This is a genomic window from Paenibacillus sp. FSL R5-0475 (genome assembly GCF_038004585.1).
Taxonomy (GTDB): domain Bacteria; phylum Bacillota; class Bacilli; order Paenibacillales; family Paenibacillaceae; genus Paenibacillus_AQ.
Window position 1 is genome coordinate 3,507,505 of record NZ_JBBORK010000001.1, and the last position, 23,768, is coordinate 3,531,272.

Here is a 23,768-nt window from a genome sequence, read left to right on the forward strand (position 1 = left end):
CCCCTAATTGTATAAAGCTTTTTTCGAGACGATGGTTTTCTTCATTGAGATAGAAGTACCGTGTCCCGGTTCACTAGTGACTTCAAATTCATCCATAAAATTCTCCATAATAGTAAAGCCCATGCCCGACCGCTCCAGCTCTGGCTTAGAGGTATACAGCGGCTGTTGCGCCAGCTCCAAATCCTCAATGCCCCGTCCTTGATCCTCAATGGTTAGATGTACCGTTTCGTTGTCCAGCGATGCCGAAATGGTCACAATACCTTCCGGATCACTATCATACCCATGAATAATACAGTTGGTGACCGCTTCCGACACGACTGTCTTCAGATCATTCAGCTCGTCCATCGTAGGATCAAGCCGGGAAACGAACGCCGCTACGACTACACGTGCGAACGATTCGTTCTCCGAGCGTGCAGCGAACTGCACGTTCATGAAGTTACCAGCCTTACTATTTGTCATAACGCAACCTCCAAATCCGAGAGTGCAGTACTCTCGTCGTCATATAGGGGCATGATTTTGAACAGGCCTGACATTTCCAGCAGCCGCTTCACAGGTGCCGTTGCGTCACACACAACCATTTTTCCACCTTTACTGTGGATCAGTTTATACCTTCCCAGAATCACGCCTAGGCCTGAACTGTCCATAAACTGCAGATGCTTAAGACTAAGAACCAAATGCGATACCTGACCACGCATAATCGCTTCATCCATATCCATTCTTACAAAATCGGCTGCGTGATGATCCAACTCCCCTGATAAACGGACAATCAACACACCCCTGTGATGCTCCATCTCCACATGAGAATTCATGCTTGCCACTCTCCTCTTCGTTGCTTTGAAAACTGACCTTGAAAGACAGTACCTATTCCCTTCAAGGACAAGGTTTTCTACGCGGCAAATCAGGAATCCTGCCTCACGACAAAACTAGAAGAAAACCCCTATGAATCTACAGAGTACATGGGGGTAATCTACAAAAAAACTGTTTTTAATCTACGCCGAACATCGAGCCTGTTGTGCGCTTAAAGAGCTTCCACCAGCCTGCTTTCGGCACAGCTTCCCCTGCTTTTAATTCATACTCCTTAATCACTTGGGTTCCTTGGTAGACCACTAGCTTGCCCACAGATTGACCTTCAGCTACTGGAGCCTTCACGCTTTCCGGCAATACTAGTTCGTGGCGAATGCCTTCTTGAGTCACACCTTTTTTCAAAAGAACACTGTACGTCTCTTTGGCTGTTATCGGCAACTCAGATTTTACGCCCTTTTCAATCTTTAGGGTGCCGATGGCATCCCCTTCTTTGTGGATCGTGTGTACTTTATATTGCGAAAACAGGTAATCGAACATGCCTGACACTTCACTATTGCGTGTCTTTGTGTTCGGCTCGCCTAGCACAACAGCGACAGCACGTAGGCCATCTCTTGCTGCTGTAGCGGACAGACAGAATTTTGCCTCAGCAGTATAACCAGTCTTCAAACCATCAGCACCAGTGTAGAAACGCACTAGCTTGTTCGTGTTCACCAACCAGAACGGTTTGGTTGAATCCTTACGTAAATAATCCTGATAGGAACCGGTATATTTGATAATTTGATCATGCTTCAAAAGCTCACGACTGATGACCGCAATATCGTAAGCTGAGGAATAGTGATTGGCGGCTGGAAGACCGTTGCAGTTGGCAAAATGGGTATCTTTTAGACCCAATTCCTCTGCACGTTTATTCATCAGATCGACAAAAGCACTCTCTGAACCAGCTATTTTCTCCGCCATCGCCACAGAAGCATCATTACCAGAAGCCATAGCGATACCTTTAAGCATATCGTCTACCGACATTTCTTCACCAGGCTCCAGAAAAATCTGCGATCCGCCCATAGAAGCCGCATATTCACTTGTTCGCACCTTATCAGTCAGCTGCAGCCTTCCTTCATCCAGCGCTTCCACCGTTAGTAACATTGTCATAATCTTCGTAATACTTGCGGGAGGCAGCTTATCATGGCTGTTCTTCTCATAAATAACGGTTCCGGTACCAGCGTCCATCAAAATAGCAGAACGCGCTCCCGGTGCGAGGTCTACAGCGGCAGCATTACTGCCAGAGTCCTTGTTTTTTTCTTCTGCATAAGCGCCTGACATAGGTCCTAGAACCGATACAGCGATACAGAGCACAAGCACAGCAAAACGCATTTTTCTCACAATGGTTCCCCTCCTGAACGTTAACCTTCATATCACAGGTACTGTGTTCCAGTTTCGTCAGAAAGGGTGAAAATTATTCCATTTTTAAGGAAATAACCACAATTATTTATCTCAAGAAGTAAGGATGTCATCAATTAAAAAAAGCCCAGCAGCAGTTGCAGAGCATTTTTATTATAGGGGAGATTAAAAAATATTTCAAATTTAAAGTATTTCCATTTTTTTAGCTCTCATTTTAGGACTTTTAAAGGTAAATCGTAGACTTTCAACGAATGCTAACTAAGAACCTATACTGTCTTACAGAGGAGTGAATATACGAATGAACCCACTAGAAACTTATATTGAGACAGAAGCAAAACAGAACGATTTCTCAGGCGTAGTACTAGCAAAACAATATGATAAAGAAATCGCCAGCAGCTGTCACGGTTATGCCAATAAGTCGGATAAGCGCGAAAACAATATTCATACTCGGTTCGGGATCGCTTCCGGGTGTAAAATATTCACAGCAATTGCCGTCTGTCAACTCGTCGAAAGGGGATTGATTTCTTTCGAAAGCAGATTATCAGACTATCTGAAGAAGGTAGAGTTCCCTCTCTTTAGTTCTGAAATCACCATACATCAGTTACTTACGCATAGCTCTGGGATTCCAGATTATTTTGATGAAACAATCATGGATGACTTCGAAGAACTGTGGAAGACACAACCTATGTACACTTTACGGCAACTGGAAGATTTTATACCGATGTTTAGAAACCTCCCCATGATGTGGACCCCTGGTGAACGTTTCCACTACAACAATGCCGGATATATCGTGCTAGGTCTTCTGGTGGAGGAATTGAGTGGAATGTCCTTTTCCGATTATGTGGAGCTTCACATCTTTAAGCCTTGCGGAATGGAGCAATCCGGTTACTTTACGTTAGATGCCTTACCAGCCAACTGTGCACTAGGATACATAGAAGAAGAGAACGGTAGCTGGAGAAGCAACATCTATTCAATCCCGGTAAAAGGAGGCGCTGACGGTGGAGCTTTCGTAACCGCTCCTGACATGCAGTTATTCTGGAATGGGCTAATGAACCATACCCTTTTGAGTCCAGTACTCACTTCATTGTTGCTTACTCCCCACATACATGTGGATGGTGAAGGCTATTATGGTTATGGTGTATGGATCACCCTCCGAGAAGAAAAAGTGTTCAAGTTTCACATTATGGGCTACGATCCCGGTGTTTCCTTCCGATCGGCTATCTATCCGGCTAGTGGAGAGACTGTGGTCGTATTATGTAATACAAGCAGCGGGGCTTCTCAGATTTTCAATCTTATCGATAAGCATTTGTAGCTGCTCCGTCAAAAACGTAAAACAGCGAGCCTCCTATTAACGAGGCTCGCTGTTTTACTGTCTATTTCAGGTCTTTGTCATGACAATAATTACATTTCCTTGGCTAGTACCGTGTTACTCCATCCTTCGTAACAAGCGCGAACACCAATGGCAATGGTGGAACCGATTCAGAAGTAATACGGTAAGCTTCTAACACCTTGCCCTCAGCTTCCTCCACTTTCTTATCACTGGCATCATTGATATGCAATACTGCAAGTGTATCCCCAATCTCTACAGCATCTCCAACTTTTTTAGAGAGTTGAATACCTACAGCCAAATCTATTACAGATTCCTTGGTTTCACGTCCTGCACCAAGCAGCATAGCAGCAATACCGATTTCTTCTGCTTGAATCCCCTCAATGAAACCCTTAGTCTTCGCTTTCACTTCAATGAATCGTTTAGCAGCAGGGAGTTTCTCCGGATCATCGATTTGCGAAACATCTCCGCCTTGCGCACTCACGATCTGTTTGAATTTCTCCAGCGCTGTGCCATCTTCAATATGTGTCATCAGAATCGAACGAGCCTCCGCTTCATCCTTGGCTTTACCGCCAAGAACAAGCATCTGGCTGCCCAGAATAAGGCAGACTTCCTGCAAATCTTTAGGACCGTGACCCTTCAAGGTCTCGATTCCTTCCTTAATTTCCAGCGCATTTCCGATCCCGTAACCCAGTGGCTGATCCATATCACTGATGATCGCAACGGTATTACGACCCAAATGGGTGCCGATATCCACCATAGCCTGGGCAAGCGCAATAGAATCGTCAAGCGTCTTCATAAAAGCACCGCTGCCGGTTTTGACATCCAGTACAATGGCGTCTGCACCCGCTGCAATCTTCTTGCTCATCACTGAGCTTGCAATAAGAGGGATGGATTCAACAGTTGCTGTTACATCCCGAAGGGCATACAGCTTTTTGTCAGCGGGTGTAATGTTGCCCGACTGGCCGATCACGGCAGCTCCGATCTCCCCTACTTGATCAAAGAAACGCTCGCGATCCATCTCTATAGAAAAGCCAGTGATCGACTCCAGCTTATCAAGTGTACCTCCTGTATGCCCAAGTCCGCGGCCGGACATCTTCGCTACCGGTACTCCAGCAGAGGCTACCAACGGTGCAAGCACCACGGTGGTTTTATCTCCCACTCCACCTGTGGAGTGCTTATCAACCTTAATGCCTGCGATTGGGCTCAGATCCACTTGATCACCGGACATCGCCATTTCCATCGTTAGATCACCGGTCTCCCGTGCGTTCATGCCTTGAAAATAAACCGCCATGGCCCAAGCGGAAAGTTGATAATCAGGAACTTCACCTTTACTATAGCCTTGAATTAGAAAGGATATTTCCTCACGGCTCAGCTCTCCACCGTCTCTTTTTTTCTGAATAATGTCGACAGCTCTCATTTTACACCTGCATTTCACGGACATTTGCGCGAGCAAATCCGATATATTTTGGTTTAGTTAAATTAACTACCTGTTCATGCGTCAATGGCTTAAATTTAATCACTTGTGTCATAATTATGACCTCCCAGTAATTCAAAATGCAGTGCCCGAAATTACATTTTCGGAATAAAGCCTAAGACCAGTTTCAAGAAACGTTCACGCACACGTTCTGCAGTTTCCATCACCTCTTCATGATTGAGAGGTTGATCCAGGATTCCCGCGGCCATGTTAGTAATACAGGAGATGCCCAAAACCTCAATACCTGCATGACGAGCAACAATGGTCTCCGATACAGTAGACATGCCCACAGCATCGGCACCTAGCGTACGAAGCATTACGATTTCAGCAGGCGTTTCGTAGCAAGGTCCCAATAGACCTGCATATACGCCTTCTTTGAACTCGAAATTCTGCTGAGCTGCCGTTTCCTTGGCTACCTGGATCAGGCGGCGACTGTAGGCGGTCGACATATCTGGGAAGCGCACACCAAGTGCAGGATCATTAGGTCCTATTAAAGGATTCCGCCCAGTCATATTAAGATGATCCGTAAGAAGCATAAGATCACCCGGCGTGAAATCTGTGTTCACTCCACCAGCTGCATTCGTTACTAGTAAACTCGCTATACCAAGCTCTTTCATAACCCGTACAGGGAATGCCGTTACCTCCGGTCCATAACCCTCATACATATGAAAGCGGCCCTTCATCATCACGACTCGGCGGCCTTCGATCATACCAATTAATAGCTCGCCCTCATGTCCTTCTACAGTAGACACAGGAAAGTGAGGAATCTCATCATATGGAATGCTTACTCCATCAGTAATAAGGTCTGCAAGCACACCGAGGCCTGAACCAAGGATCAATCCAATTTCCGGAGCCACCGGACATTTGTCTTTTATATAAATGGCTGCTTCTTGAATTTCTTTTTGAGTTAATGCGCTCATGGATGATCCTCCTTCATTGATGTTGTGGAGCAACCCACAACCCTTTTATTGCAGTTTCGCTAAAAAGCTTGTCCCATACTGCGGCGCCTTCGCACCAAAGTTATCAGCAATGGTTGCAGCTACATCAGAGAAGGTTTCACGAATGCCCAAACTTTCTGGATGTTTAAACCGCGGGCTATAAATTAAGAGCGGTACATATTCACGGGTATGGTCAGTTCCACTATGGATCGGATCGTTACCATGGTCTGCAGAAATAATCAATAGATCATCTTCACCGAGCGTAGATAGAATTTCAGGCAGGGCCTGATCGAACACTTCCAGTGCACGACCGTATCCTTCTGGGTCACGACGATGTCCATACAAAGAATCAAAATCCACCAGATTCGTAAACAGGAAACCTTCAAACGGTTGACGAAGCTGCTCAATAGTAACTTCGATTCCATGCTCATTGCTCTTCGTTGGATAAGAAGCCGTAACTCCTTCTCCTGTAAAGATATCGTTAATCTTACCAACCGCGATAACATCCTTACCGATATCAGTCAGCGCGTTCATTACCGTTGGTTCTGGCGGCTTCACAGCATAGTCATGCCGGTTTGGCGTCCGAACGAATTTCCCTGGTTCGCCAACATATGGACGAGCAATCACGCGACCAACCGAGAATTCTGGAGCCATCGTCAGCTCACGGGCTATTTTACAAGCGCTGTACAGCTCTTCGAGTGGAATGATATCTTCATGTGCAGCAAGCTGGAATACGCTGTCCGCAGAGGTATAGACAATCCAAGCACCGGTTTTCATTTGTTCTTCGCCGTATTCAACAAGAATCTCCGTACCGGAAGCCGGTTTATTCCCGATTACCTTACGACCAGTTGCCGCTTCGAACTTCTCAATCAATTCTGCTGGAAAACCGTCAGGATACGTATTGAAAGGAACCTCAATCTTCAGCCCCATTAGCTCCCAGTGTCCGGTCATCGTATCCTTGCCTACAGATACTTCCTGCATTTTGCCGTAGTACCCTGTTGGTGAAGCTACAGGCTCTAGCGGTGGCAGCGAAGCAATATTAGCTAACCCGAGCTTCTGGAGATTAGGAAGCTTCAAACCAGGAACACGATCCAATATATGACCAAGCGTGTGCGACCCAGCATCACCGAAATTCGCAGCATCTGGCGCTTCACCGATACCAACACTATCTAGAACAATAAAACCAATTCGTTTAAATGAGGACATAGTTGTCTTCACTCCTTTTTTAATATAGATATTCTTTCGTACCAACAAGAAGAAACGGCTGTACCGTCTTCCAGAAGACATACGCTTCCGAAGTCAGCGATACATTGTACCGCTTATCAGGTATCCGTTTCTGCTAAAAGATAACCTGCGGATCATTCCCCAGTCTATCCTTTCAGTATGATTCCATCATAACCATCTTACTCACAAAAAGCATCTTTAAAGCAGAATTATCGAGCTCTAGGATGGTGGCTCTCATATACTTCCTTCATATTCTTACGGGCTATACCGTTATAAATCTGAGTCGTCGAAATATCGGCATGACCCAGCATTTGTTGTACGGAACGCAAATCTGCTCCGCCTTCCAGTAAATGGGCTGCGAAGGAATGCCTAAGTGTATGCGGGGTAATATCCTGCTCAATGTTTGCTTCCCGTGCATATTTTTTTATGATTTTCCAAAAGCCTTGCCGGGTTAATCTTCCCCCTAGACTATTCAGGAACATGGCTGTTTCCTCCTGGTGATCACGAAGCAGCTTGTCCCGCATAAGTGAAGTGTAAGCCGCTACACTCTCAGCTGCAAGGGTTCCAATGGGAACTACCCGCTCCTTGCCAGAAGTTCCTGTACAACGCGCAAATTTCATATCCGTGTGCACATCATCCACGTTAAGTGAGATTAATTCAGAGACCTTAATGCCTGTTGCATAGAGTAATTCCAGCATAGCCTTATCGCGCATCCCTTGTGGCGTACTTACATCCGGCGCAGCCAATAACTGCTCTATTTCCGAAATGGTAAGCACCATAGGAGGTTTCTTATCAGGCTTCATGGTCTCCATGTCCAGTGTTGGATCCTGCTCAATCAAACGTTCCTTCAGTAAATAATGAAAAAAAGCACGGAGGGACACTGCGCTCCTGTTCAACGTTGCTGTTGCTCGACCAGCTCCGCGTAATGAGCCAAGATATAATATCACATGCGATCTTCGGATCTCATCAGGCTGACTAGCCCCCCGCTCTTCAGCGAACTCCAGAAACTGCGATACATCCCTACCGTAAGATTCCAGTGTATTCGGGGACAAGCCTTTATCTCCGGACAAATAATGTAAAAACGGCTGCAAGTGTGACTTCATTATTTCACGCTCCTGTCCTGGCGCAGCTACTCATAGTGACTTCCTGCAGCACATTCAGCATGAGGGTTCTGCAGATGTGTACATTTAGTATACGCTGCATGAATCCACCTTGTTTTCTTCGACATTCTTCTCGCTTGTTCCTGCTTCCTGCGAAGCTTTCATTCTCCATACCAGTAATAGAAGCGCAAACGCTGTCTTGTATCCAGACCATCATCACCACGATCGGCATGATCAAAAGCCCGAACAGCGGAGCCTTCAGGAATTCCATAATTCTCTATCGGACTGATCCATTCACCAAGCCAGCTCATAGCACTGTAGAGCAAATAGCTTAGAGCCACAAACATGATCATAAAATACAGCTTTCGAACTGTTTTGGGCACAGAAACGATCATATGGACGCCTCCCTCTAACATACAGTTAAGATCTGCTCGTCCTTCACCTTATGCACCAAAACGGACTGATATGTATATCTCCAATAGACCAATCATTTAAAAAGCTCTCTCCGGCAAAAAAACCGGGGAGAGCTTATGAAGTGAATTTCATTATAAGATGACTTAGGACGGATTTCCGTTTGAATTATTCTTATCGCTACACCGATAGCATATCCCATGAAAATCAAGTCTATGATCAAGCACTGTGAAATTAAATTCTTTCTCCAGTCGCTCTTCTAGCGGACCTAACCAATCCTCGCGAATCTCATCCATACTACCGCATTGCACACAAATTAAATGATGATGATGGTGCTTCGCAGTATCTGTTCGCAGATCATAACGGGCGACACCGTCACCGAAGTTAATCTTTTCTACGACGTGAAGCTCGCTAAGAAGTTCCAGGGTACGATATACAGTCGCAAGACCGATCTCGGGAGCTTTCTCTTTCACGAGCATAAAAACATCTTCTGCGCTAAGATGATCTTCCTCATTCTCCAGCAGCACTCTTAAGGTCGCTTCCCGTTGGGGTGTAAGCTTGTATCCTTGGGATTGTAACTGTTGCTTAATTTTGTCTATCCGAGCTTCCATTGTCTCCCTCCCCCTTGGAAAATAACCTCACCGGTCTTCAAACCACTTCTTCCATTATAGGGGGTGTCGCTTTGAGAAGTCAAACGCTTTTACTGCAAGCCCAAGGTAGTCACTGCTTGTACAAGTGAAGGCGTAACCCAGCGCATCATGATCGGCGTAACATAGGTCTCAAAACTAGAAATTCCCAGAATCAACAGTGCCATTACAAGTGACAATATGGTGTACATAGTAAAAGGTCGAGTCACTGGCGTCCGACGTTGTCCTAGCACTCGGCTACGAATCATCTGTAAGGAAAAGGCGATCGCCGCTGCACTACTTACTAACAACACAGGAATCAGTACCAGATTGTGCGGAGCCACGGAGACTAATGCGAACAGCATTCCATGCCATGAATATTGACTTACTAGACAACCGACCGTAAAGCCGATCAATACCCCTTTAAGAAAATCAAGAATCAAGATTCCCGGCAGCCCGATGACTGATAATCCAAGGATCCAGATCAGCCCAATCCATTTCAGATTTAAGGCCGCTATACTCCAGTACGAATCAGGTGCTGCGGGTAGACCCTGCTGATCAACCGTTACAAAGAAATTTCCTAGATAATCCCCCAGCTCCTGTTGCTGATCCATCGTAAGCGCACTAACGATAAGAGCTCCAAATACAACACCTACCAGAAATAATACGCCGACAAAAATATACAGAGGCGTCTGTTCCTTCATCATCAGCCTTAAATTACGCATCGAGACGTTCCCCTTTCCGGTTACATGTTACACCATATGAGAAAACATCCCGCGATATGACTTGTCCTTAGGACAATAACTCTACTTTCCAGGTTGTACGACTTTACCGTATGTTCCCCCACCGCCTGCTGATAATTCCAATATGCCTGAGCGGGCCCGAACGATCATAGCCGCCAAATCCACTCCTACTACGCTAGCAATTTCCGCTTCACCACAACCATGTAAAATGTTCATCTCCGTGCCAAAAGCTTGCAGTAACGCGTTCATCTTAGCCTTCCCGAGGCCTGGAATAAATTCAAGTGGAACCTGATAGTGATAAGGCGGACGGTTTGCGGGTACTAGAGGCGTCTTGCGGTCTGCGATATCTAGGATCCGGTCGAATACACCTCTCACCAATTTAAGACTGCCACAATACTGGCAGCGTTCCGATGTGACATAAGCTTCGTCAATAATACTGCCACAACCTCCGCAGTAGGTTCGGTGGTATTTACCCAGCCGGGGGTTAAGTCCGAAATTGGCAGTTACATTCCGCCCTTCCTTACGTTCTAGTGCGAGTCGTAGTTCAGCAAAAGAAGGTCGTGCCAACGCCATTACATTATACTCGCGACCTAGTTTGCCCAGTGAATGCGCATCAGAGTTCGTTAGGAATGTGAAGTCATCCAGCTCAGAAAGATAACCCGCCATTTCCGAATCTGCACTCAGCCCTAGCTCAACTGCTGCTATGCGATCCAGATCAAAGATGTCTGCCATACGCTCCGCTGCACAGCCGTACAAGCCCTTGTGAGGCGTGAATATATGTGCAGGGATAAGAATGCCTCCCCGCCCATAAATCTCATCCTGAAGCTCCCTAGCCGGAGCATACAGGCGCTGGGAACTTAGATTCACATTCCGCATATAGCGGCTCATCCACGCACTAAAATCGGTCATGCGCTCCACGTCCGGCATGTAGGCGAGCACATGGCACTCTTTTCGCCCAGGCTCGCGGATTTCAATCTCTGTTCCCAGAATGATCGTATTCCCTCGGTAAGCAATCCCTCCACCTTCAGCTAACGTCATCTCTCCAGATTCCAAGGAACGCTGAATATCACGTAGAACGCCTGGTGAATGACTATCAATAATACCGATCATTTCTAGTCCCTTGCGCTCTGCAGCCTCTTTGGCAATGCCCGCAAAGGTAAGCTCGCGGCTACCGCTGATTTTGACCGCTTGTCCTTCCGACGTTCGTCCAATATGAACATGCAGATCGCAATAGAAACTTTTCAATTCAGTTGTTAATTCCATTGGCCTGTCAGCGTGTATAGATGCCAAGCATACACTGCCATCATCGTCTTCGCGTCCGCGATGCGCCCGTCAGCCATATATTGATACGCTTCCTCCAGGGTAAGCTCCGAAACTTCTAGAAATTCGTCCTCGTCCAGGGACATATCCCCTGGCTTTGCATTAGTAGTCACATACAAATGAATAATCTCATCGGCGAAGCCGGGAGAAGTATAGAAGGATTTAAGCAATTTCAGATCTCCACTGTGAAATCCAGTCTCTTCTTGAAGTTCACGACCAGCCGCAACTAATGGATCTTCACCTTTATCCAGCTTCCCAGCCGGAATTTCTACTTCAGTGCGTTGCATGGGCTGACGGTATTGCTCTACAACAAGCATTTTGTTGTTGTTTAAAGCAAGCACCGCTACGGCGCCGGGATGCTTCACAACTTCACGTGTCGCAGTATTTCCATCAGGCAGTCTCACTGTGTCCACCTGTAAAGATATAATCTTCCCATCAAAAACAGGCTGTGTAGACAATGTCACTTCATCAAGCTCGGGTTTGCTGTGCAAATGTTGTTCTCCCATAAAGTTTCTGGTCTCCTTTTTCTCTATTGTGCATACGGTGTATTATAGCAAACTTAAAGGGAAAGAAGGAATTTCAGATGAACGAAATCTTCAGCCGTACAAGCTCATCCGCAGTTACAATGGTAGGTAAACCGGAGGAAATCAAGGCCATTTTAGCTAGGTGGATAGAGCGGTATGGGCCCGATATGCCTCTCTCATACATTCTCTCCCTAAAGGATCAATCCAAGATCATTCCAACCAAAGCAGGTTAAATTCACTCTCTCCTTTAAGATTTAATCATACATGTGCATCCGAATATAGAGGTGTCCCAAAAGGCGATAAATTTGCTTATAGCGTCATCTGGGTCCTTTAGCCTCAAATAACTTTTTTGGATCCCCCTAAATCTGGCTGCATTAAACTCCCCATAAAAAAATACAGAGCAGCAATCCACCGTTACGGTAGGATCGCTGCTCTGTTATTTTATAAGAAGGTTAGCCCTTCACACTTTCTTTAACAATATTCACTACAAGCTCAGCCACTTTAACGATATCTTCGGCTTTAATCCGTTCCTTAGTGGTATGGATATGCTCGTATCCTACTGCGAGATTAATGGTCGGAACATCTAAGCCATTGAATACGTTAGCGTCACTTCCTCCACCAGAGTGGAACAGACGCGGCGTAAGACCCATAGAAGTGATAGCCCGCTGTGCAAGCTGTACCACTGGATCATTTTCATTAAAGCTGAACGCTGGATAAATAATTTCACTGCGGAATTCGCATTCTGCACCGTATTCGCGGACAGTGGTCTCCAGTGCCTCACGCATCGAAGCGATTTGATCGCCAACTTTTTCCTGCACGATACTACGTGCTTCTGCGTCCAATTGAACGTGATCGCACACCACATTCGTAGGTCCGCCGCCAGCGAATTTACCGATATTCGCAGTCGTTTCGTTGTCGATCCGACCAAGCTTCATGGCAGCAATCGCTTTGCTGGCTACTTGAATCGCACTGATGCCGTCTTCTGGATTAACACCTGCATGAGCTGATTTTCCGAAGATTTGCATCGTAATCTTTGCTTGTGTAGGTGCTGCAACTGCAATCGCACCGACTTCACCATTGGAATCGAGTGCGAAACCGAAGTCTGCATCCAAATTACTCGGATCCATCGAACGTGCACCTAGCAATCCAGATTCTTCACCCGCAGTAATTACGAACTGAATCTGACCATGTGGTAATTTTTGCTCTTGAATCACTCTGATTGCTTCGAATAGTGCAGCTAGTCCAGCTTTGTCATCTGCTCCAAGGATCGTAGTCCCGTCACTTGTAATCCATCCATCTGCGCCGAGCGTAGGCTTGATATTTTGTCCAGGAACAACTGTATCCATGTGGCAAGTGAACAGAAGCTTTGGTGCAGTTCCACCGTTCTCAGCCGGCCAGGTAATGAACAGATTACCCGCTCCATGTCCAGTTCTTTCCTGGGAATCATCTTCGGTAACTTCTAAGCCAAGAGCGTTAAATTTGCTCTTGAGCACATCGGCAATCTGCCGTTCATTTCTTGTTTCACTATCAACTTGGACAAGCTCCATAAATTCTTGAATCAATCTGTCTTGTGAAATCACTGGACTTCCCTCTCTTTCGTGAATACGTTACAATGGTTGTACAGAAAGACCATCTTTATGCTATTAACTTAAACTAAATCTAAAGGAGTTACTCATGCAACGTAATAAGTGGTTCAAAATCTTCATCTACGTCATGTTGTTCGCCATGATTGCCTCTACGCTCTTTATGGTTATCGAGCCTTTCCTTGCAGGTTAATATCTACACAAGGAACATTGATAATAGCGGCTAAGGATTCCCTTGCCGCTATTTGGCTTGCCTGTTAGTTCGTTAATTAACCTTAAGCCATAGTGTCAAAGAACTCATCCTGCTCTTCGTAAGGAAAGTGTCTTAGAAAGTACGGGACCAATTCTTTGGCCACATCTTGAAGTTCAAAACGACGACCTGCACACTCTTCTAAGGAAGTTACTCCAAATTCAGTGATACCACATGGAATAATTCCTTGAAAGCCGTATCCAGATATTCCTTCGGAAATGTTAAAAGCAAAACCATGGCTAGTAACAAACCCTCTTCGGAATTTGCTTTTGTTAAACTTGACACCAATGGCACAGATCTTCTCGTCGCCAACCCATACCCCTGTATACTCCGGCTTCCGTTCCCCTACAATTCCGTAGGATGCCAAATAATCAATAATCACTGCTTCCAGACTGCGCAAGTACCCGCGTAAATCTACCTTACCTTCTTCACCGAGCATAAGGATCGGATAACCTACAAGCTGACCCGGTCCGTGATATGTAATATCTCCTCCCCGGTCGATTTCAAACAGCGCAATTCCTTTTTCTTTGAGCTGCTCTTCATCTAGAAGAAGATGTTCGGGATGATTCTGTGAACCAATAGTATAGGTAGGCGGATGCTGCAAAAGAATCAATCGTTCAGGCTGCTCACCAGCATCAATGGCGTGCACACTTTCCTTTTGCAGATCCCAAGCCTCCCCATACTCCATAATAGGGTCATATGAAATCTGCAGCTTACGAATATCCGAATTATTCATACCGTCAGGTCCCCTTTTTCAGTCTCATGCCTGCACAGTTTGGCTCGTTATTATTTTTTAGTAAAGTTTCGTATCTGGGGTATATCCTTCAATGTTATCCTTGACGCGTTGCAAGAAACGACCGCAAATCACTCCGTCCAGAATCCGATGATCCAGCGACAGACAAATATTAGCCATTGATCTTACACCTATCATATCGTTAATGACCACAGGTCTTTTTACAATCGATTCAAACGTTAAAATCGCTGCCTGTGGATAGTTAATGATTGGATAAGAAAGAATGGAGCCAAATGAGCCGGTATTATTTACAGTGAAAGTCCCTCCCTGCAAATCTTCCAGACTCAGTTTGCCTTCGCGGGTTTTTTGTGCCAATTCATCAATCTCACGTGCCAGCCCGGCAACGTTTTTCTGATCAGCCTTCTTAATTACAGGAGTGATAACCGAATCTTCAGTACCTACCGCTAACGAGATATTGATATCACGTTTGACAATAATTTTGTCTACAGCCCAGACAGAGTTCATAATCGGATAATCCTTAATCGCACTCACAACAGCCTTCATCATGAAAGCCAGATAGGTTAGATTGATACCTTCCTTACGCTTGAACTCATCCTTATGTTTATTGCGCAGTGCGACCAGATTAGTCACATCTACCTCAATCATTGTCCAAGCATGCGGAATCTCCGAGACACTTTGGCGCATTCTTGTAGCGATTGTATTCCGGATTGGTGTTACATCAATCAGGTATTCCGAACTGCTGCCTCGTCCACCCTCGATTTCAATTGTTGGAATACGAGGAGATTCGCTCAAATGTAGACCCGAATGGCGAAGAGGCTCTTCCGCCTTCTTCTCTTGGGCTTGAACGAACTGTGGAGCAGGCGGTTGTGACACCACTGGGGTTGGTTGACTAGCAGAAATCGAAGCTGGAGATGTAGCCCCGCCACTTTCGATGAAGGCCAGCACATCCTTACGGGTAATTCGGCCACCCATACCAGTACCCATAACTAAAGTCAGGTCGATGTTATGCTCAGCCGCCAAAGTCTGTACCGCAGGAGAGTAGCGTGCACGCATCGTTTCGTTAGCAGTTGAAGTCGCATTTTGTTCTGCAACATTATTAGCTGCAACTGTATTAGTGTTAGTCACGTTTACAGCAGCAGATGCAGTCACAGGCACGGCAATACGACAAATGACTTCGCCGACATTGACAACCTGACCTTCTTCCGCTAATAGTTCACCCATAACTCCATCTATCGTTGAAGGCAATTCAGCATTTACCTTATCTGTAATAAGCTCACATATTGGTTCGTATTGCTCTACCGGATCGCCCGGTTTCTTCAGCCATTTGCCGATCGTCGCCGATACTAGCGATTCCGCCAGCTGCGGCATGATCACGTCAGTCAACTTTTGGTTGTCAGACATCTTTTCACTCCTCAAATGTTTTACGAAGTAAAACTCACTTCGTAAGCATAATCTTTAAGTTTTACGAAGCTTCGCGTCCACTCAACTATTTTAATATTGCGCCAGTCGAAGCATTTCCGCCTTCACTTTTTCTTTGCTAAGCATGAAGAACTTCTCCATTGGAGGGCTGATTGGCATCGCTGGAACATCGGGACCACAAAGACGGAAGATCGGCGCGTCTAGTTCAAATAGACAATGCTCAGCGATAATCGCCGCCACTTCGCCACCAATACCGCCCGTTTTATTGTCCTCGTGCACAATAAGAACCTTCCCTGTCTCACGAGCAGCAGCTATGATCGCCTCACGATCAAGAGGCTGCAAGGTCCGCAGATCCAGAATATGCGCTGTAATGCCTTCTTCGCGCTCCAATTCTTCTGCTGCTTGCATCGCAAAATGCAATGGCAAACTATAACCAATAACCGTAATATCTGTTCCCTTACGCAGCAGATTAGCTTCGCCAATTGGAACGGTGTAATCACCTTCTGGCACTTCTTCCTTGATCAGCTTATAGCACTTTTTGTTCTCGAAGAATAAAACCGGATCAGGATCACGAACGGCTGCCTTCAAAAGTCCTTTTGCATCGTAAGCAGAGTAAGGTGCGACAATCTTCAATCCTGGTGTACCGAAGAAAATCGATTCCGGACACTGAGAATGGTACAGACCGCCGAATACACCGCCGCCGATAGGCGCACGTATGACAACCGGGCAATTCCAATCGTTATTTGAACGATAGCGGATTTTGGCCGCTTCGCTAATGATTTGATTCGTTGCTGGAAGCATGAAGTCAGAGTACTGCATTTCAGCAATCGGCTTCATACCATACATAGCTGCACCAATCGCCACACCAGCTATAGCTGATTCCGCTAACGGTGTATCTAGTACACGTTCTTCTCCGAACTGTTCTTGCAGGCCTTTTGTTGTTGTAAATACGCCACCTTTGAGCCCCACGTCCTCACCAAGCACAAACACGGATTCATCGCGTTCCATTTCTTCCTTCATCGCGAGCCGAATGGCATCGATATATTCCATTATAGCCATGATTTATGCTCCTCCTTTCAGGTCGGAATCACTGTAAACATGCAGCAGTGTATCTTCCGGTTTCGGGAACGGAGCGTTGTCAGCATATTCGATAGCTGCTTTAAGCTCAAGATTGCATTCAGCAATAAGATCTTGTTCTTGCTCGTCACTCCAAAGTCCCAGACCGATCAGGTAATTACGGAATCCTGCTACGCCGTCCTTCTTCCAATTCTCATCAACCTCTTCTTTGGTCCGATAAGCCAAATCATTGTCCGAGGTGGAGTGTGGAGATAAACGGTACATCATGGCTTCGATTAACGTAGGACCTTCACCCGCAAGTGCTCTTTCCCGAGCTTCCTTAACGACACGATATACTTCCAGTGGATCATTGCCGTCTACACGCACACCTGGAAACCCATAACCCAGAGCACGATCGCTGACCTTACCGCCAAGCTGTTTGTGAGCAGGAATAGAGATCGCGTACTGATTATTCTGACACATGATAATAACCGGCAGCTTATTCACTCCGGCAAAGTTACAAGCTTCATGAAAATCGCCTTGGTTGCTAGAGCCTTCCCCGAAGGTTACAAATGAGACGAATTTTTTCTTTTGCATTTTGGCTGCCAAAGCAAAACCAACCGCATGAGGGACCTGCGTGGTTACAGGACTTGAGCCTGTCACAATACGCAGACGCTTACTACCAAAGTGACCTGGCATTTGCCGCCCACCACTGTTTGGATCTTCTGCCTTTGCGAACACAGACAGCATCAATTCACGAGTAGTCATACCCACGGAGAGTACGAAAGCATAATCACGGTAATAAGGTAAAAAATAATCATTCTGCCGGTCCAGCGCAAATGCTGCTGCTACCTGACCCGCCTCCTGGCCAATGCCGGAGACATGAAAGTTAATCTTGCCAGCGCGCTGAAGCAGCAGACTGCGCTCGTCGTATTTACGTGCGAGCAGCATATATCTGTACATATCGATGACCTGGCCGTCACTTAGTCCAAGCTGCTTATGTCTGTTAATCGTTTCTACAGTATCTTGGGATTCCATAAAGAGATACCTCCTTATTCATAAAGCCTGAGTCTTACAGGATTTAAGACCAATTGTATCCTGATCTTAAAACCTGGTACTAAGACTTGGCTTGAGTTTATTATAATCCCTTTCTACCCAAAAAGAAAAGCTAAATCCCGATAGATCTTCCATCTACAGCTAACATTGTTTCTCCAATGATCTCCGAAAGTGTAGGGTGAGCATGAATAGCCTCGCCAACCTCCCAAGGTGTTGCATCCAGCAGTTGAGCCAATGCAGCTTCCCCGATTAGATCGGTAACATGCGGACCTATCATCTGCACACCGAGAATATCTCCACTGCTTCGGTCCGCCACAACTTTAACAAACCCGTCCTTCTGACCGTACACAATCGCCTTGCCAATGGCCGAGAAGGGGAATTTACCAGTTACGACATCATGTCCCAATGCTTTAGCTTCCTTCTCAGTGTGACCCACACTCGCAACTTCAGGACGTGTGTAGACACAACGCGGTACAAGATGTGTATGATAAGGGTGAAGTTTCTCACCAGCGAGATGGTTGACCGCCATAATGCCTTCATGACTGGCTGCATGAGCTAGTTGTAGTCCACCGATACAGTCACCAATCGCATAAATATGTGGCTCAGCCGTCTGCATACTAGCATTTACAGCAATAATTCCTTTATCAAAGCGAATATCTGTATTTTCCAGACCAATATTTTCTACATTCGCTACTCTACCTACGGATACAAGCAGCTTTTCTGCAGATAGACTTTGAGTTTGCTCACCCTTGCGGGCATCAATCGCAATTCCATCGTCCGTTACCTTGCAGGTTGCAGCATCCACTGTAGTTTCAGTCAGTATTTTAACCCCACGTTTTTTCAATAAGCGTTGCAGCTCTTTAGCTACCTCTTCATCCTCTTGTGGCAGTAACTGACCAGCAGCTTCAACTACCGTTACCTGCACTCCGAAATCAACCAGCATAGAGGCCCATTCCACCCCTATTACTCCGCCTCCAACAATAATGATGGAAGAGGGTAACTCGTCGAGGGTCAGCGCTTCGTCACTGCTAAGAATAACTTTCCCGTCTGGTTCCAGACCAGGTAATACACGCGGACGAGATCCTGTAGCAATAATAAGATGGTTAGAGACCACTGTTTCCATTTCACCGTCTTCTAGTTCCACAGCAACAGCACCACTACGCGGGGAAAAAATAGAGGGACCCGTCACGCGCCCCTTGCCTTTAATAACTTGTATTTTATTTTTGCGCATCAAATATTGTACGCCCTGATGAAGTTGTTCAACTACCGCTTCCTTGCGCTTTTGTACTTTTGGGAATACAAGCTGTACACCGCTTGTCTCAATGCCATAGCTCTCGCTCTCATTGATTTCAGCATATACCTCTGCGCTTCTGAGCAGCGATTTGCTAGGAATGCAGCCACGGTGCAGGCAGGTTCCTCCCAGTTTGTCCATTTCGATGACGACGACGGACTTTCCAAGCTGTGCAGCGCGAATGGCTGCCACATATCCCCCGGTTCCTCCGCCAAGTATGGCCACGTCACATGAAATTGTCATGATATGTATCCTCCAGTCATTACACGTAAGTTCATTTTACATTGTATATTGTACTCTCTTTTTAGCGTATTACAAAACTTATAAACGTCATATCCAAATGGACTTTTTCTTACTAAAGCGTTATCATATGGTTGAATCTAATGGGCTAAGAGGGGTAGGAGACACTTATGAAACTATTAATTTCACGCTTCATTGCCATCCTTATTCTTGTGTTTCCTGGTTTAATCGCAATGAAGGGCTTCTTAATGATGAAGGACGATATTTTTGATTATATCTCTATGCATGGCGATGACTCCGTTGTTCCAGATTTCGCTTGGCTGCATTTCGGCGGTGGGTTTCTGCTCTTTGCAGCAGGTATGACTTTCCTTGGCGGCTGGATTCTGGCAAGAGACCGCAAACGTAATTATGTTGGCCCTCGGTTCAAGGAGAAACAAAAAGCGAAACAAGCTGCTGCGCAAGAAACGATCTCATAAGCAGCATAATTATCCCCTCATTGTACAACCGAAATCTATTGCACATTCTGCAATTAAACCATCCGACAACTCACTTCAATGTATAATGAATATCCACACATTACATAAAGGCGAGAGTTTTCATGGACGCGACCTGCGCTTCCTTGAAAACTCCCGCCTTTTTATGCACAGCTTAAAGCCTAGCCTTATCAAGTACTTCTCTACGACCGCCTTGCACCAACTCGCTGTACAAGCCACCTTGCTTCAACAACTCCTCATGGGAGCCCTGCTGCAGCAATCTGCCCCCTTGAAGAACAAGAATTCGATCAGCTGCACGGATGGTGCCCAGTCTATGGGCAATAACGAAGCTAGTCCGTCCCTTCATTAGCGCCTGAAGTCCTTCCTGAATCTTGATCTCGGTCACCGTATCGATACTGCTAGTAGCTTCATCAAGAACAAGCATCGAAGGATTGGCAAGAATGGCTCTTGCAATGGATAGCAATTGCTTCTGTCCTTGGCTTATGCCGCTACCATCTGCAGAGAGCATTCGATCATAACCTTCCGGCATTCGGATAATAAAAGAATGAGCGTTAGCCAGCTTGGCCGCCGCCTCGACCTCTTCATCGGAAGCATCCAGTCTACCGTAACGAATATTATCGCGGATGCTGCCCTTGAATAAAAAGGAGTCCTGCAATACAAACGCCATATGGCTCCTCAGGCTTTCACGCCGAATCGAAGTGACATCTAAGCCATCCAGCGTAATCTTCCCCTGATTAGGATCATAGAAACGAGATAACAGCCCGATAAGTGTTGTTTTGCCGGCACCGGTAGGTCCTACTAAGGCAATCATCTCGCCAGGCTTCGCTTCAAAGCTAATATCATGCAGTGTGTTAGAACTTCCGTCATATGAAAAAGATACCTTTTCGAACTTCACTGCACCTTCAACTTTAACCAGCGAAGTGGCTGCACCTTCATCTTTAGCTTCCGTCTCTTCGTCCAGCACTTCAAACACTCTTTCCGCTCCTGCAACCGCTGACAGTAGTGTATTCCACTGATTCGCTAAGTCATTAAGCGGGCGAGTAAATTGACGCGTATATTCTACAAACACAATAATCACACCGACCGTAATCGCTCCGCGAATCGCTAACAAACCACCGACTCCAGCCACAATAGCGAAGCTCAAATTATTAAGTCCATTCATCAGCTTAGGAATGAAGCCAGAAATCGACTGTGCCCAGTATCCAGAGAGCATAATTCGCTCATTGCGTTCATGAAAACCAGCGATGACCCGTTCCTCTTGTGAAAAAGCCTTGATAATCCGTTGACCGGATAACGTCTCTTCTATATAACCGTTTAACTCACCCACATTGCGCTGACGTTCCTTAAAAAGCGGACCCGTACGCCGAGTAATCCAGCGCATGCCTAATAACATTAACGGCACAACAAGGAACGTGAGCAGCGTCAATAGAGGACTGAGCCAGAGCATTACCCCCACCGTTCCGAGCAATGTCAAAACACTGGAAAAGATCTGAATAGCTGAGCTATTCAGCGTAGAGCTGACGTTCTCAATATCGTTGGTGAGGCGACTCATAATTTCGCCCTGCTGTCTCCGATTAAAAAATGAGATGGGCAACCGATGAAGATGGGAAAACAACTCCGTGCGCATCCGAAATACGGTCTCCTGGGCAATTTCAATCATCCATATATTTTGCAGCCAAGAAGTTAATGAATAGAAGATATAAACACTAGCTAGACTGATCAGAAAAATCGTCCACGATCGTCCGCCAGTGCCTTCCAGATAATCATCCACAGCTTTACCAATCATATAAGGCCCGAGCAGTGCTAAAGCCGAGCTGAAGACTACCATTAACAGAACGAGAAAAAGCTTAGCTTTACGCTCGGCAAGGTAGCTCCAAATCCGCATGAGCGTGCCGCCCCAATCCTTCGCCTTTGCTTTTGGCTTCCCTCCAGCAGCTGAACCAAGGCTTCTTCCTGCTCCAAGCTCAATGACGGGTTTTGGGTGACGAAAGGGTTCAAGAATTGCTTTGAACATGCTGCTTCGCCTCCTCTACCTGTGATTCATAAATCTTGCGGTACAGCGCAGAGCTTGTCATAAGCTCGTCATGTGTTCCCTTACCGATTAAGCGTCCTTCGTCCAACAGCAGAATCAAATCTGCAGATGCTGTAGAACTAATCTTCTGAGTAATCAGGAAGGTTGTACATGAAATCTCTTTCAGTGCCTCCAGCAAAAGTCCTTCTGTCACAGCATCAAGCGCACTCGTACTGTCATCGAGGATCAAAATAGCAGGTTTCCTCACAAGCGCCCGAGCAATGGTCAACCGTTGCTTTTGCCCACCAGACAGATTTACCCCTCGCTGACCAAGCATTGTGTCATAACCTTTGGGCAGACCCATCACTGTTGCGTGAATTTGTGCGGCAGCCGCTGCGTGTTCGATTTGTTCCTGTGTGGCATATTCATTGCCCCAAGCGATATTATCGCGAATCGATCCGCTGAAGAGCTGCAGTTCTTGAGGAACGTAACCGATCGATCGCCGCAATCTTGAAATATCGATATCGGTGCTCTTTTGCCCATCAATGCGAATGATACCGTCTGTCTCTTCATATAAACGTGGGATTAGACCGACAAGAGAAGACTTTCCTGATCCGGTGGCTCCCATAATCGCTACCCGCTCACCAGCAGCAACTTCAAAAGTAATATCCTCTAGCACCGAAATATCACTCTCAGGATACTTGAAGCTGATGCCTTCAAATTGGACGTGACCCTGTATCGGTTCGCCCTTTGCGGTTCCGCCTTCCTTAACTCCAGCGCCTGCTGACATCACTTCTGTAATACGCTGTGAGGAGGCACGTGCTCGGGAAATTGTAACGACAAGTCCAGATATAGCTGACAACGCTCCTATGGTTCGTAATGAGTAGTTAATAACTGCAACAGTTTCTCCTAAAGTAGCATCCCCATTTGCAATCTCAATCCGTCCAAACCATAGGATCGACATAATCGCTGCATTCACAATAAGCATAACAAATGGCATCGTTGTCTCCGTCAAACGTAGCGCAGATACCGTGGATTTCATCAAATTCCCGCTAAAGACCGTGAAACGTCCAATTTCATGTCCCATGCGCACGAACACACGGATTAAGCGAATTCCCGTTAAATTCTCCTGAATTACACCATTCACACCGTCTAGCCGATTTTGTACGTTGCGAAATAACAAAGAAGCTTTTCTCATGATGAAGTAAAGGAAGAGAAGCAACAAAGGTAGAGCTACAGTGAGAAATAACCCCAGCTTCACATGAAGAACCAATGCCATAATCACACTGCCCACCACAACCAGTGGCACCCGTGTCATAAAGCGGAGGCTCATAAATATAGTGTCCTGCAGCTGCGATACATCGCCGGTCAGACGCGTGATCAGCGACGAGGTGGCAAACCGATTGAATACTTCATATGTAAACGATTGTACCTTTTCATATAACTTGTCCCTAAGATCAAACGCAAAGCTCTGACTCGCATGGGCAGCAAAAAAAGAACTTAATACCCCAGCTATAAACGCAACTACCGCGCTGCCGATCAATACACCGCCCCAGAGCCATACTACAGAGGAATTCTGTTCTTTAATGCCCTGGTCAATAATTTTGGAAATGAGTAAAGGCTGTGACAATTCCACCGCTAGTTCAATAAGCATCATCACTAGGGCAGCTATTGCAGCGACTTTATATTTTTTGAGAAAAGAGAAAATCAAACCCATTCGCATAC

24 protein-coding genes are annotated in these 23,768 nt (G+C 46.1%); 4 read left to right on the forward strand and 20 right to left on the reverse strand.

Going from position 1 to position 23,768, the window contains the following annotated elements; all coding sequences use genetic code 11:
- Window positions 1–3: 3 nt before the first annotated feature.
- From spoIIAB to MKX41_RS15780, 3 genes are all read right to left on the reverse strand, one after another.
- A complete protein-coding gene (gene spoIIAB, locus MKX41_RS15770) occupies window positions 4–459 on the reverse strand; it encodes an anti-sigma F factor (RefSeq protein ID WP_042129726.1) in 456 nt (151 codons plus the stop codon).
- Window positions 456–809, reverse strand: coding sequence for an anti-sigma F factor antagonist (spoIIAA, locus tag MKX41_RS15775; RefSeq protein WP_042129729.1), 354 nt, complete (start codon window positions 807–809; stop codon window positions 456–458). Before spoIIAA ends, spoIIAB begins: the two co-directional genes overlap by 4 nt.
- Window positions 810–984: 175 nt before the next feature.
- Window positions 985–2,121 (reverse strand): D-alanyl-D-alanine carboxypeptidase family protein, encoded by a 1,137-nt coding sequence (locus tag MKX41_RS15780; RefSeq protein WP_340974936.1) that lies wholly within the window; start codon window positions 2,119–2,121, stop codon window positions 985–987.
- Between the two features lie 376 nt (window positions 2,122–2,497).
- On the opposite strand from MKX41_RS15780, the gene MKX41_RS15785 reads away from it, so the two are divergent.
- Complete coding sequence (locus tag MKX41_RS15785; protein ID WP_340971698.1) at window positions 2,498–3,511, forward strand: serine hydrolase domain-containing protein; 1,014 nt, start codon at window positions 2,498–2,500, stop codon at window positions 3,509–3,511.
- 103 nt (window positions 3,512–3,614) lie between these two features.
- On the opposite strand, the gene MKX41_RS15790 is transcribed toward MKX41_RS15785, so the two are convergent.
- The 9 genes from MKX41_RS15790 to MKX41_RS15830 form a co-directional block, all read right to left on the reverse strand.
- Window positions 3,615–4,946 (reverse strand): pyrimidine-nucleoside phosphorylase, encoded by a 1,332-nt coding sequence (locus MKX41_RS15790; RefSeq protein WP_340971701.1) that lies wholly within the window; start codon window positions 4,944–4,946, stop codon window positions 3,615–3,617.
- A 152-nt stretch (window positions 4,947–5,098) separates the two neighbouring features.
- On the reverse strand, window positions 5,099–5,923 hold the full coding sequence (locus MKX41_RS15795) for a purine-nucleoside phosphorylase (RefSeq protein WP_076284512.1): 825 nt from the start codon (window positions 5,921–5,923) through the stop codon (window positions 5,099–5,101).
- A gap of 45 nt (window positions 5,924–5,968) precedes the next feature.
- Window positions 5,969–7,147: a phosphopentomutase gene (gene deoB / locus MKX41_RS15800; RefSeq protein ID WP_340971707.1), complete on the reverse strand. Its 1,179-nt coding sequence runs from the start codon at window positions 7,145–7,147 to the stop codon at window positions 5,969–5,971.
- Between the two features lie 227 nt (window positions 7,148–7,374).
- Window positions 7,375–8,268 (reverse strand): site-specific tyrosine recombinase XerD, encoded by an 894-nt coding sequence (gene xerD / locus MKX41_RS15805; RefSeq protein ID WP_340971710.1) that lies wholly within the window; start codon window positions 8,266–8,268, stop codon window positions 7,375–7,377.
- Window positions 8,269–8,426: 158 nt separating this feature from the next.
- On the reverse strand, window positions 8,427–8,660 hold the full coding sequence (locus MKX41_RS15810; protein ID WP_188114651.1) for a DUF4227 family protein: 234 nt from the start codon (window positions 8,658–8,660) through the stop codon (window positions 8,427–8,429).
- Window positions 8,661–8,822: 162 nt separating this feature from the next.
- On the reverse strand, window positions 8,823–9,287 hold the full coding sequence (fur, locus tag MKX41_RS15815; RefSeq protein ID WP_042129744.1) for a ferric iron uptake transcriptional regulator: 465 nt from the start codon (window positions 9,285–9,287) through the stop codon (window positions 8,823–8,825).
- 89 nt (window positions 9,288–9,376) lie between these two features.
- On the reverse strand, window positions 9,377–10,027 hold the full coding sequence (gene spoIIM, locus MKX41_RS15820; protein WP_076284509.1) for a stage II sporulation protein M: 651 nt from the start codon (window positions 10,025–10,027) through the stop codon (window positions 9,377–9,379).
- Window positions 10,028–10,108: 81 nt separating this feature from the next.
- Window positions 10,109–11,308 (reverse strand): endonuclease Q family protein, encoded by a 1,200-nt coding sequence (locus MKX41_RS15825; protein ID WP_340971715.1) that lies wholly within the window; start codon window positions 11,306–11,308, stop codon window positions 10,109–10,111.
- Entirely contained in the window at window positions 11,299–11,871 is a 573-nt protein-coding gene (locus MKX41_RS15830) for an NUDIX hydrolase (protein WP_076299537.1), read from the reverse strand. Before MKX41_RS15830 ends, MKX41_RS15825 begins: the two co-directional genes overlap by 10 nt.
- A 77-nt stretch (window positions 11,872–11,948) precedes the next feature.
- On the opposite strand from MKX41_RS15830, the gene MKX41_RS15835 reads away from it, so the two are divergent.
- Window positions 11,949–12,122, forward strand: coding sequence for a hypothetical protein (locus MKX41_RS15835; RefSeq protein WP_179085764.1), 174 nt, complete (start codon window positions 11,949–11,951; stop codon window positions 12,120–12,122).
- Window positions 12,123–12,341: 219 nt separating this feature from the next.
- Here the strand turns inward: MKX41_RS15835 and MKX41_RS15840 are convergent, their stop codons facing one another.
- Window positions 12,342–13,469 carry a tripeptidase T gene (locus MKX41_RS15840; protein ID WP_340971721.1) on the reverse strand — a complete coding sequence of 376 codons (1,128 nt, stop codon included), beginning with the start codon at window positions 13,467–13,469 and terminating at the stop codon, window positions 12,342–12,344.
- A 94-nt stretch (window positions 13,470–13,563) separates the two neighbouring features.
- Between MKX41_RS15840 and prli42 the strand changes: the two genes are divergently transcribed.
- The gene (gene prli42 / locus MKX41_RS15845) at window positions 13,564–13,665 is read left to right on the forward strand and encodes a stressosome-associated protein Prli42 (protein WP_094872112.1); all 102 of its coding nucleotides are present in this window, start codon (window positions 13,564–13,566) and stop codon (window positions 13,663–13,665) included.
- 82 nt (window positions 13,666–13,747) lie between these two features.
- On the opposite strand, the gene lipB is transcribed toward prli42, so the two are convergent.
- From lipB to lpdA, 5 genes are all read right to left on the reverse strand, one after another.
- Complete coding sequence (gene lipB / locus MKX41_RS15850; protein WP_339242826.1) at window positions 13,748–14,458, reverse strand: lipoyl(octanoyl) transferase LipB; 711 nt, start codon at window positions 14,456–14,458, stop codon at window positions 13,748–13,750.
- 57 nt (window positions 14,459–14,515) lie between these two features.
- A complete protein-coding gene (locus MKX41_RS15855; protein WP_340971724.1) occupies window positions 14,516–15,877 on the reverse strand; it encodes a dihydrolipoamide acetyltransferase family protein in 1,362 nt (453 codons plus the stop codon).
- Window positions 15,878–15,967: 90 nt separating this feature from the next.
- The gene (locus MKX41_RS15860) at window positions 15,968–16,954 is read right to left on the reverse strand and encodes an alpha-ketoacid dehydrogenase subunit beta (protein WP_042190385.1); all 987 of its coding nucleotides are present in this window, start codon (window positions 16,952–16,954) and stop codon (window positions 15,968–15,970) included.
- 3 nt (window positions 16,955–16,957) lie between these two features.
- Complete coding sequence (locus MKX41_RS15865; RefSeq protein ID WP_042190387.1) at window positions 16,958–17,989, reverse strand: thiamine pyrophosphate-dependent dehydrogenase E1 component subunit alpha; 1,032 nt, start codon at window positions 17,987–17,989, stop codon at window positions 16,958–16,960.
- A 130-nt stretch (window positions 17,990–18,119) separates the two neighbouring features.
- Window positions 18,120–19,541, reverse strand: a complete 1,422-nt coding sequence (lpdA, locus tag MKX41_RS15870) for a dihydrolipoyl dehydrogenase (RefSeq protein ID WP_340971733.1) — start codon at window positions 19,539–19,541, stop codon at window positions 18,120–18,122.
- A gap of 167 nt (window positions 19,542–19,708) precedes the next feature.
- Between lpdA and MKX41_RS15875 the strand changes: the two genes are divergently transcribed.
- Window positions 19,709–20,014: a DUF2627 domain-containing protein gene (locus MKX41_RS15875; RefSeq protein WP_042190393.1), complete on the forward strand. Its 306-nt coding sequence runs from the start codon at window positions 19,709–19,711 to the stop codon at window positions 20,012–20,014.
- A 172-nt stretch (window positions 20,015–20,186) separates the two neighbouring features.
- On the opposite strand, the gene MKX41_RS15880 is transcribed toward MKX41_RS15875, so the two are convergent.
- Together MKX41_RS15880 and MKX41_RS15885 are read right to left on the reverse strand one after the other, a co-directional pair.
- A complete protein-coding gene (locus MKX41_RS15880; protein ID WP_042190395.1) occupies window positions 20,187–22,046 on the reverse strand; it encodes an ABC transporter ATP-binding protein in 1,860 nt (619 codons plus the stop codon).
- Entirely contained in the window at window positions 22,027–23,760 is a 1,734-nt protein-coding gene (locus MKX41_RS15885) for an ABC transporter ATP-binding protein (protein ID WP_340971737.1), read from the reverse strand. Before MKX41_RS15885 ends, MKX41_RS15880 begins: the two co-directional genes overlap by 20 nt.
- Window positions 23,761–23,768: the final 8 nt, after the last annotated feature.

Coding starts and splice junctions, on each gene's coding strand:
- MKX41_RS15860 (WP_042190385.1), bottom strand. CDS start 16,954: ATGGCTATAATGGAATATATCGATGCCATTCGGCTCGCGATGAAGGAA.
- MKX41_RS15810 (WP_188114651.1), bottom strand. CDS start 8,660: ATGATCGTTTCTGTGCCCAAAACAGTTCGAAAGCTGTATTTTATGATC.
- MKX41_RS15830 (WP_076299537.1), bottom strand. CDS start 11,871: ATGGGAGAACAACATTTGCACAGCAAACCCGAGCTTGATGAAGTGACA.
- MKX41_RS15835 (WP_179085764.1), top strand. CDS start 11,949: ATGAACGAAATCTTCAGCCGTACAAGCTCATCCGCAGTTACAATGGTA.
- MKX41_RS15790 (WP_340971701.1), bottom strand. CDS start 4,946: ATGAGAGCTGTCGACATTATTCAGAAAAAAAGAGACGGTGGAGAGCTG.
- spoIIAB (WP_042129726.1), bottom strand. CDS start 459: ATGACAAATAGTAAGGCTGGTAACTTCATGAACGTGCAGTTCGCTGCA.
- spoIIM (WP_076284509.1), bottom strand. CDS start 10,027: ATGCGTAATTTAAGGCTGATGATGAAGGAACAGACGCCTCTGTATATT.
- MKX41_RS15780 (WP_340974936.1), bottom strand. CDS start 2,121: ATGTCAGGCGCTTATGCAGAAGAAAAAAACAAGGACTCTGGCAGTAAT.
- MKX41_RS15885 (WP_340971737.1), bottom strand. CDS start 23,760: ATGGGTTTGATTTTCTCTTTTCTCAAAAAATATAAAGTCGCTGCAATA.
- prli42 (WP_094872112.1), top strand. CDS start 13,564: ATGCAACGTAATAAGTGGTTCAAAATCTTCATCTACGTCATGTTGTTC.
- lpdA (WP_340971733.1), bottom strand. CDS start 19,541: ATGACAATTTCATGTGACGTGGCCATACTTGGCGGAGGAACCGGGGGA.
- MKX41_RS15785 (WP_340971698.1), top strand. CDS start 2,498: ATGAACCCACTAGAAACTTATATTGAGACAGAAGCAAAACAGAACGAT.
- MKX41_RS15825 (WP_340971715.1), bottom strand. CDS start 11,308: ATGGAATTAACAACTGAATTGAAAAGTTTCTATTGCGATCTGCATGTT.
- MKX41_RS15865 (WP_042190387.1), bottom strand. CDS start 17,989: ATGGAATCCCAAGATACTGTAGAAACGATTAACAGACATAAGCAGCTT.
- MKX41_RS15855 (WP_340971724.1), bottom strand. CDS start 15,877: ATGTCTGACAACCAAAAGTTGACTGACGTGATCATGCCGCAGCTGGCG.
- MKX41_RS15795 (WP_076284512.1), bottom strand. CDS start 5,923: ATGAGCGCATTAACTCAAAAAGAAATTCAAGAAGCAGCCATTTATATA.
- MKX41_RS15880 (WP_042190395.1), bottom strand. CDS start 22,046: ATGTTCAAAGCAATTCTTGAACCCTTTCGTCACCCAAAACCCGTCATT.
- spoIIAA (WP_042129729.1), bottom strand. CDS start 809: ATGAATTCTCATGTGGAGATGGAGCATCACAGGGGTGTGTTGATTGTC.
- fur (WP_042129744.1), bottom strand. CDS start 9,287: ATGGAAGCTCGGATAGACAAAATTAAGCAACAGTTACAATCCCAAGGA.
- MKX41_RS15875 (WP_042190393.1), top strand. CDS start 19,709: ATGAAACTATTAATTTCACGCTTCATTGCCATCCTTATTCTTGTGTTT.
- deoB (WP_340971707.1), bottom strand. CDS start 7,147: ATGTCCTCATTTAAACGAATTGGTTTTATTGTTCTAGATAGTGTTGGT.
- xerD (WP_340971710.1), bottom strand. CDS start 8,268: ATGAAGTCACACTTGCAGCCGTTTTTACATTATTTGTCCGGAGATAAA.
- lipB (WP_339242826.1), bottom strand. CDS start 14,458: ATGAATAATTCGGATATTCGTAAGCTGCAGATTTCATATGACCCTATT.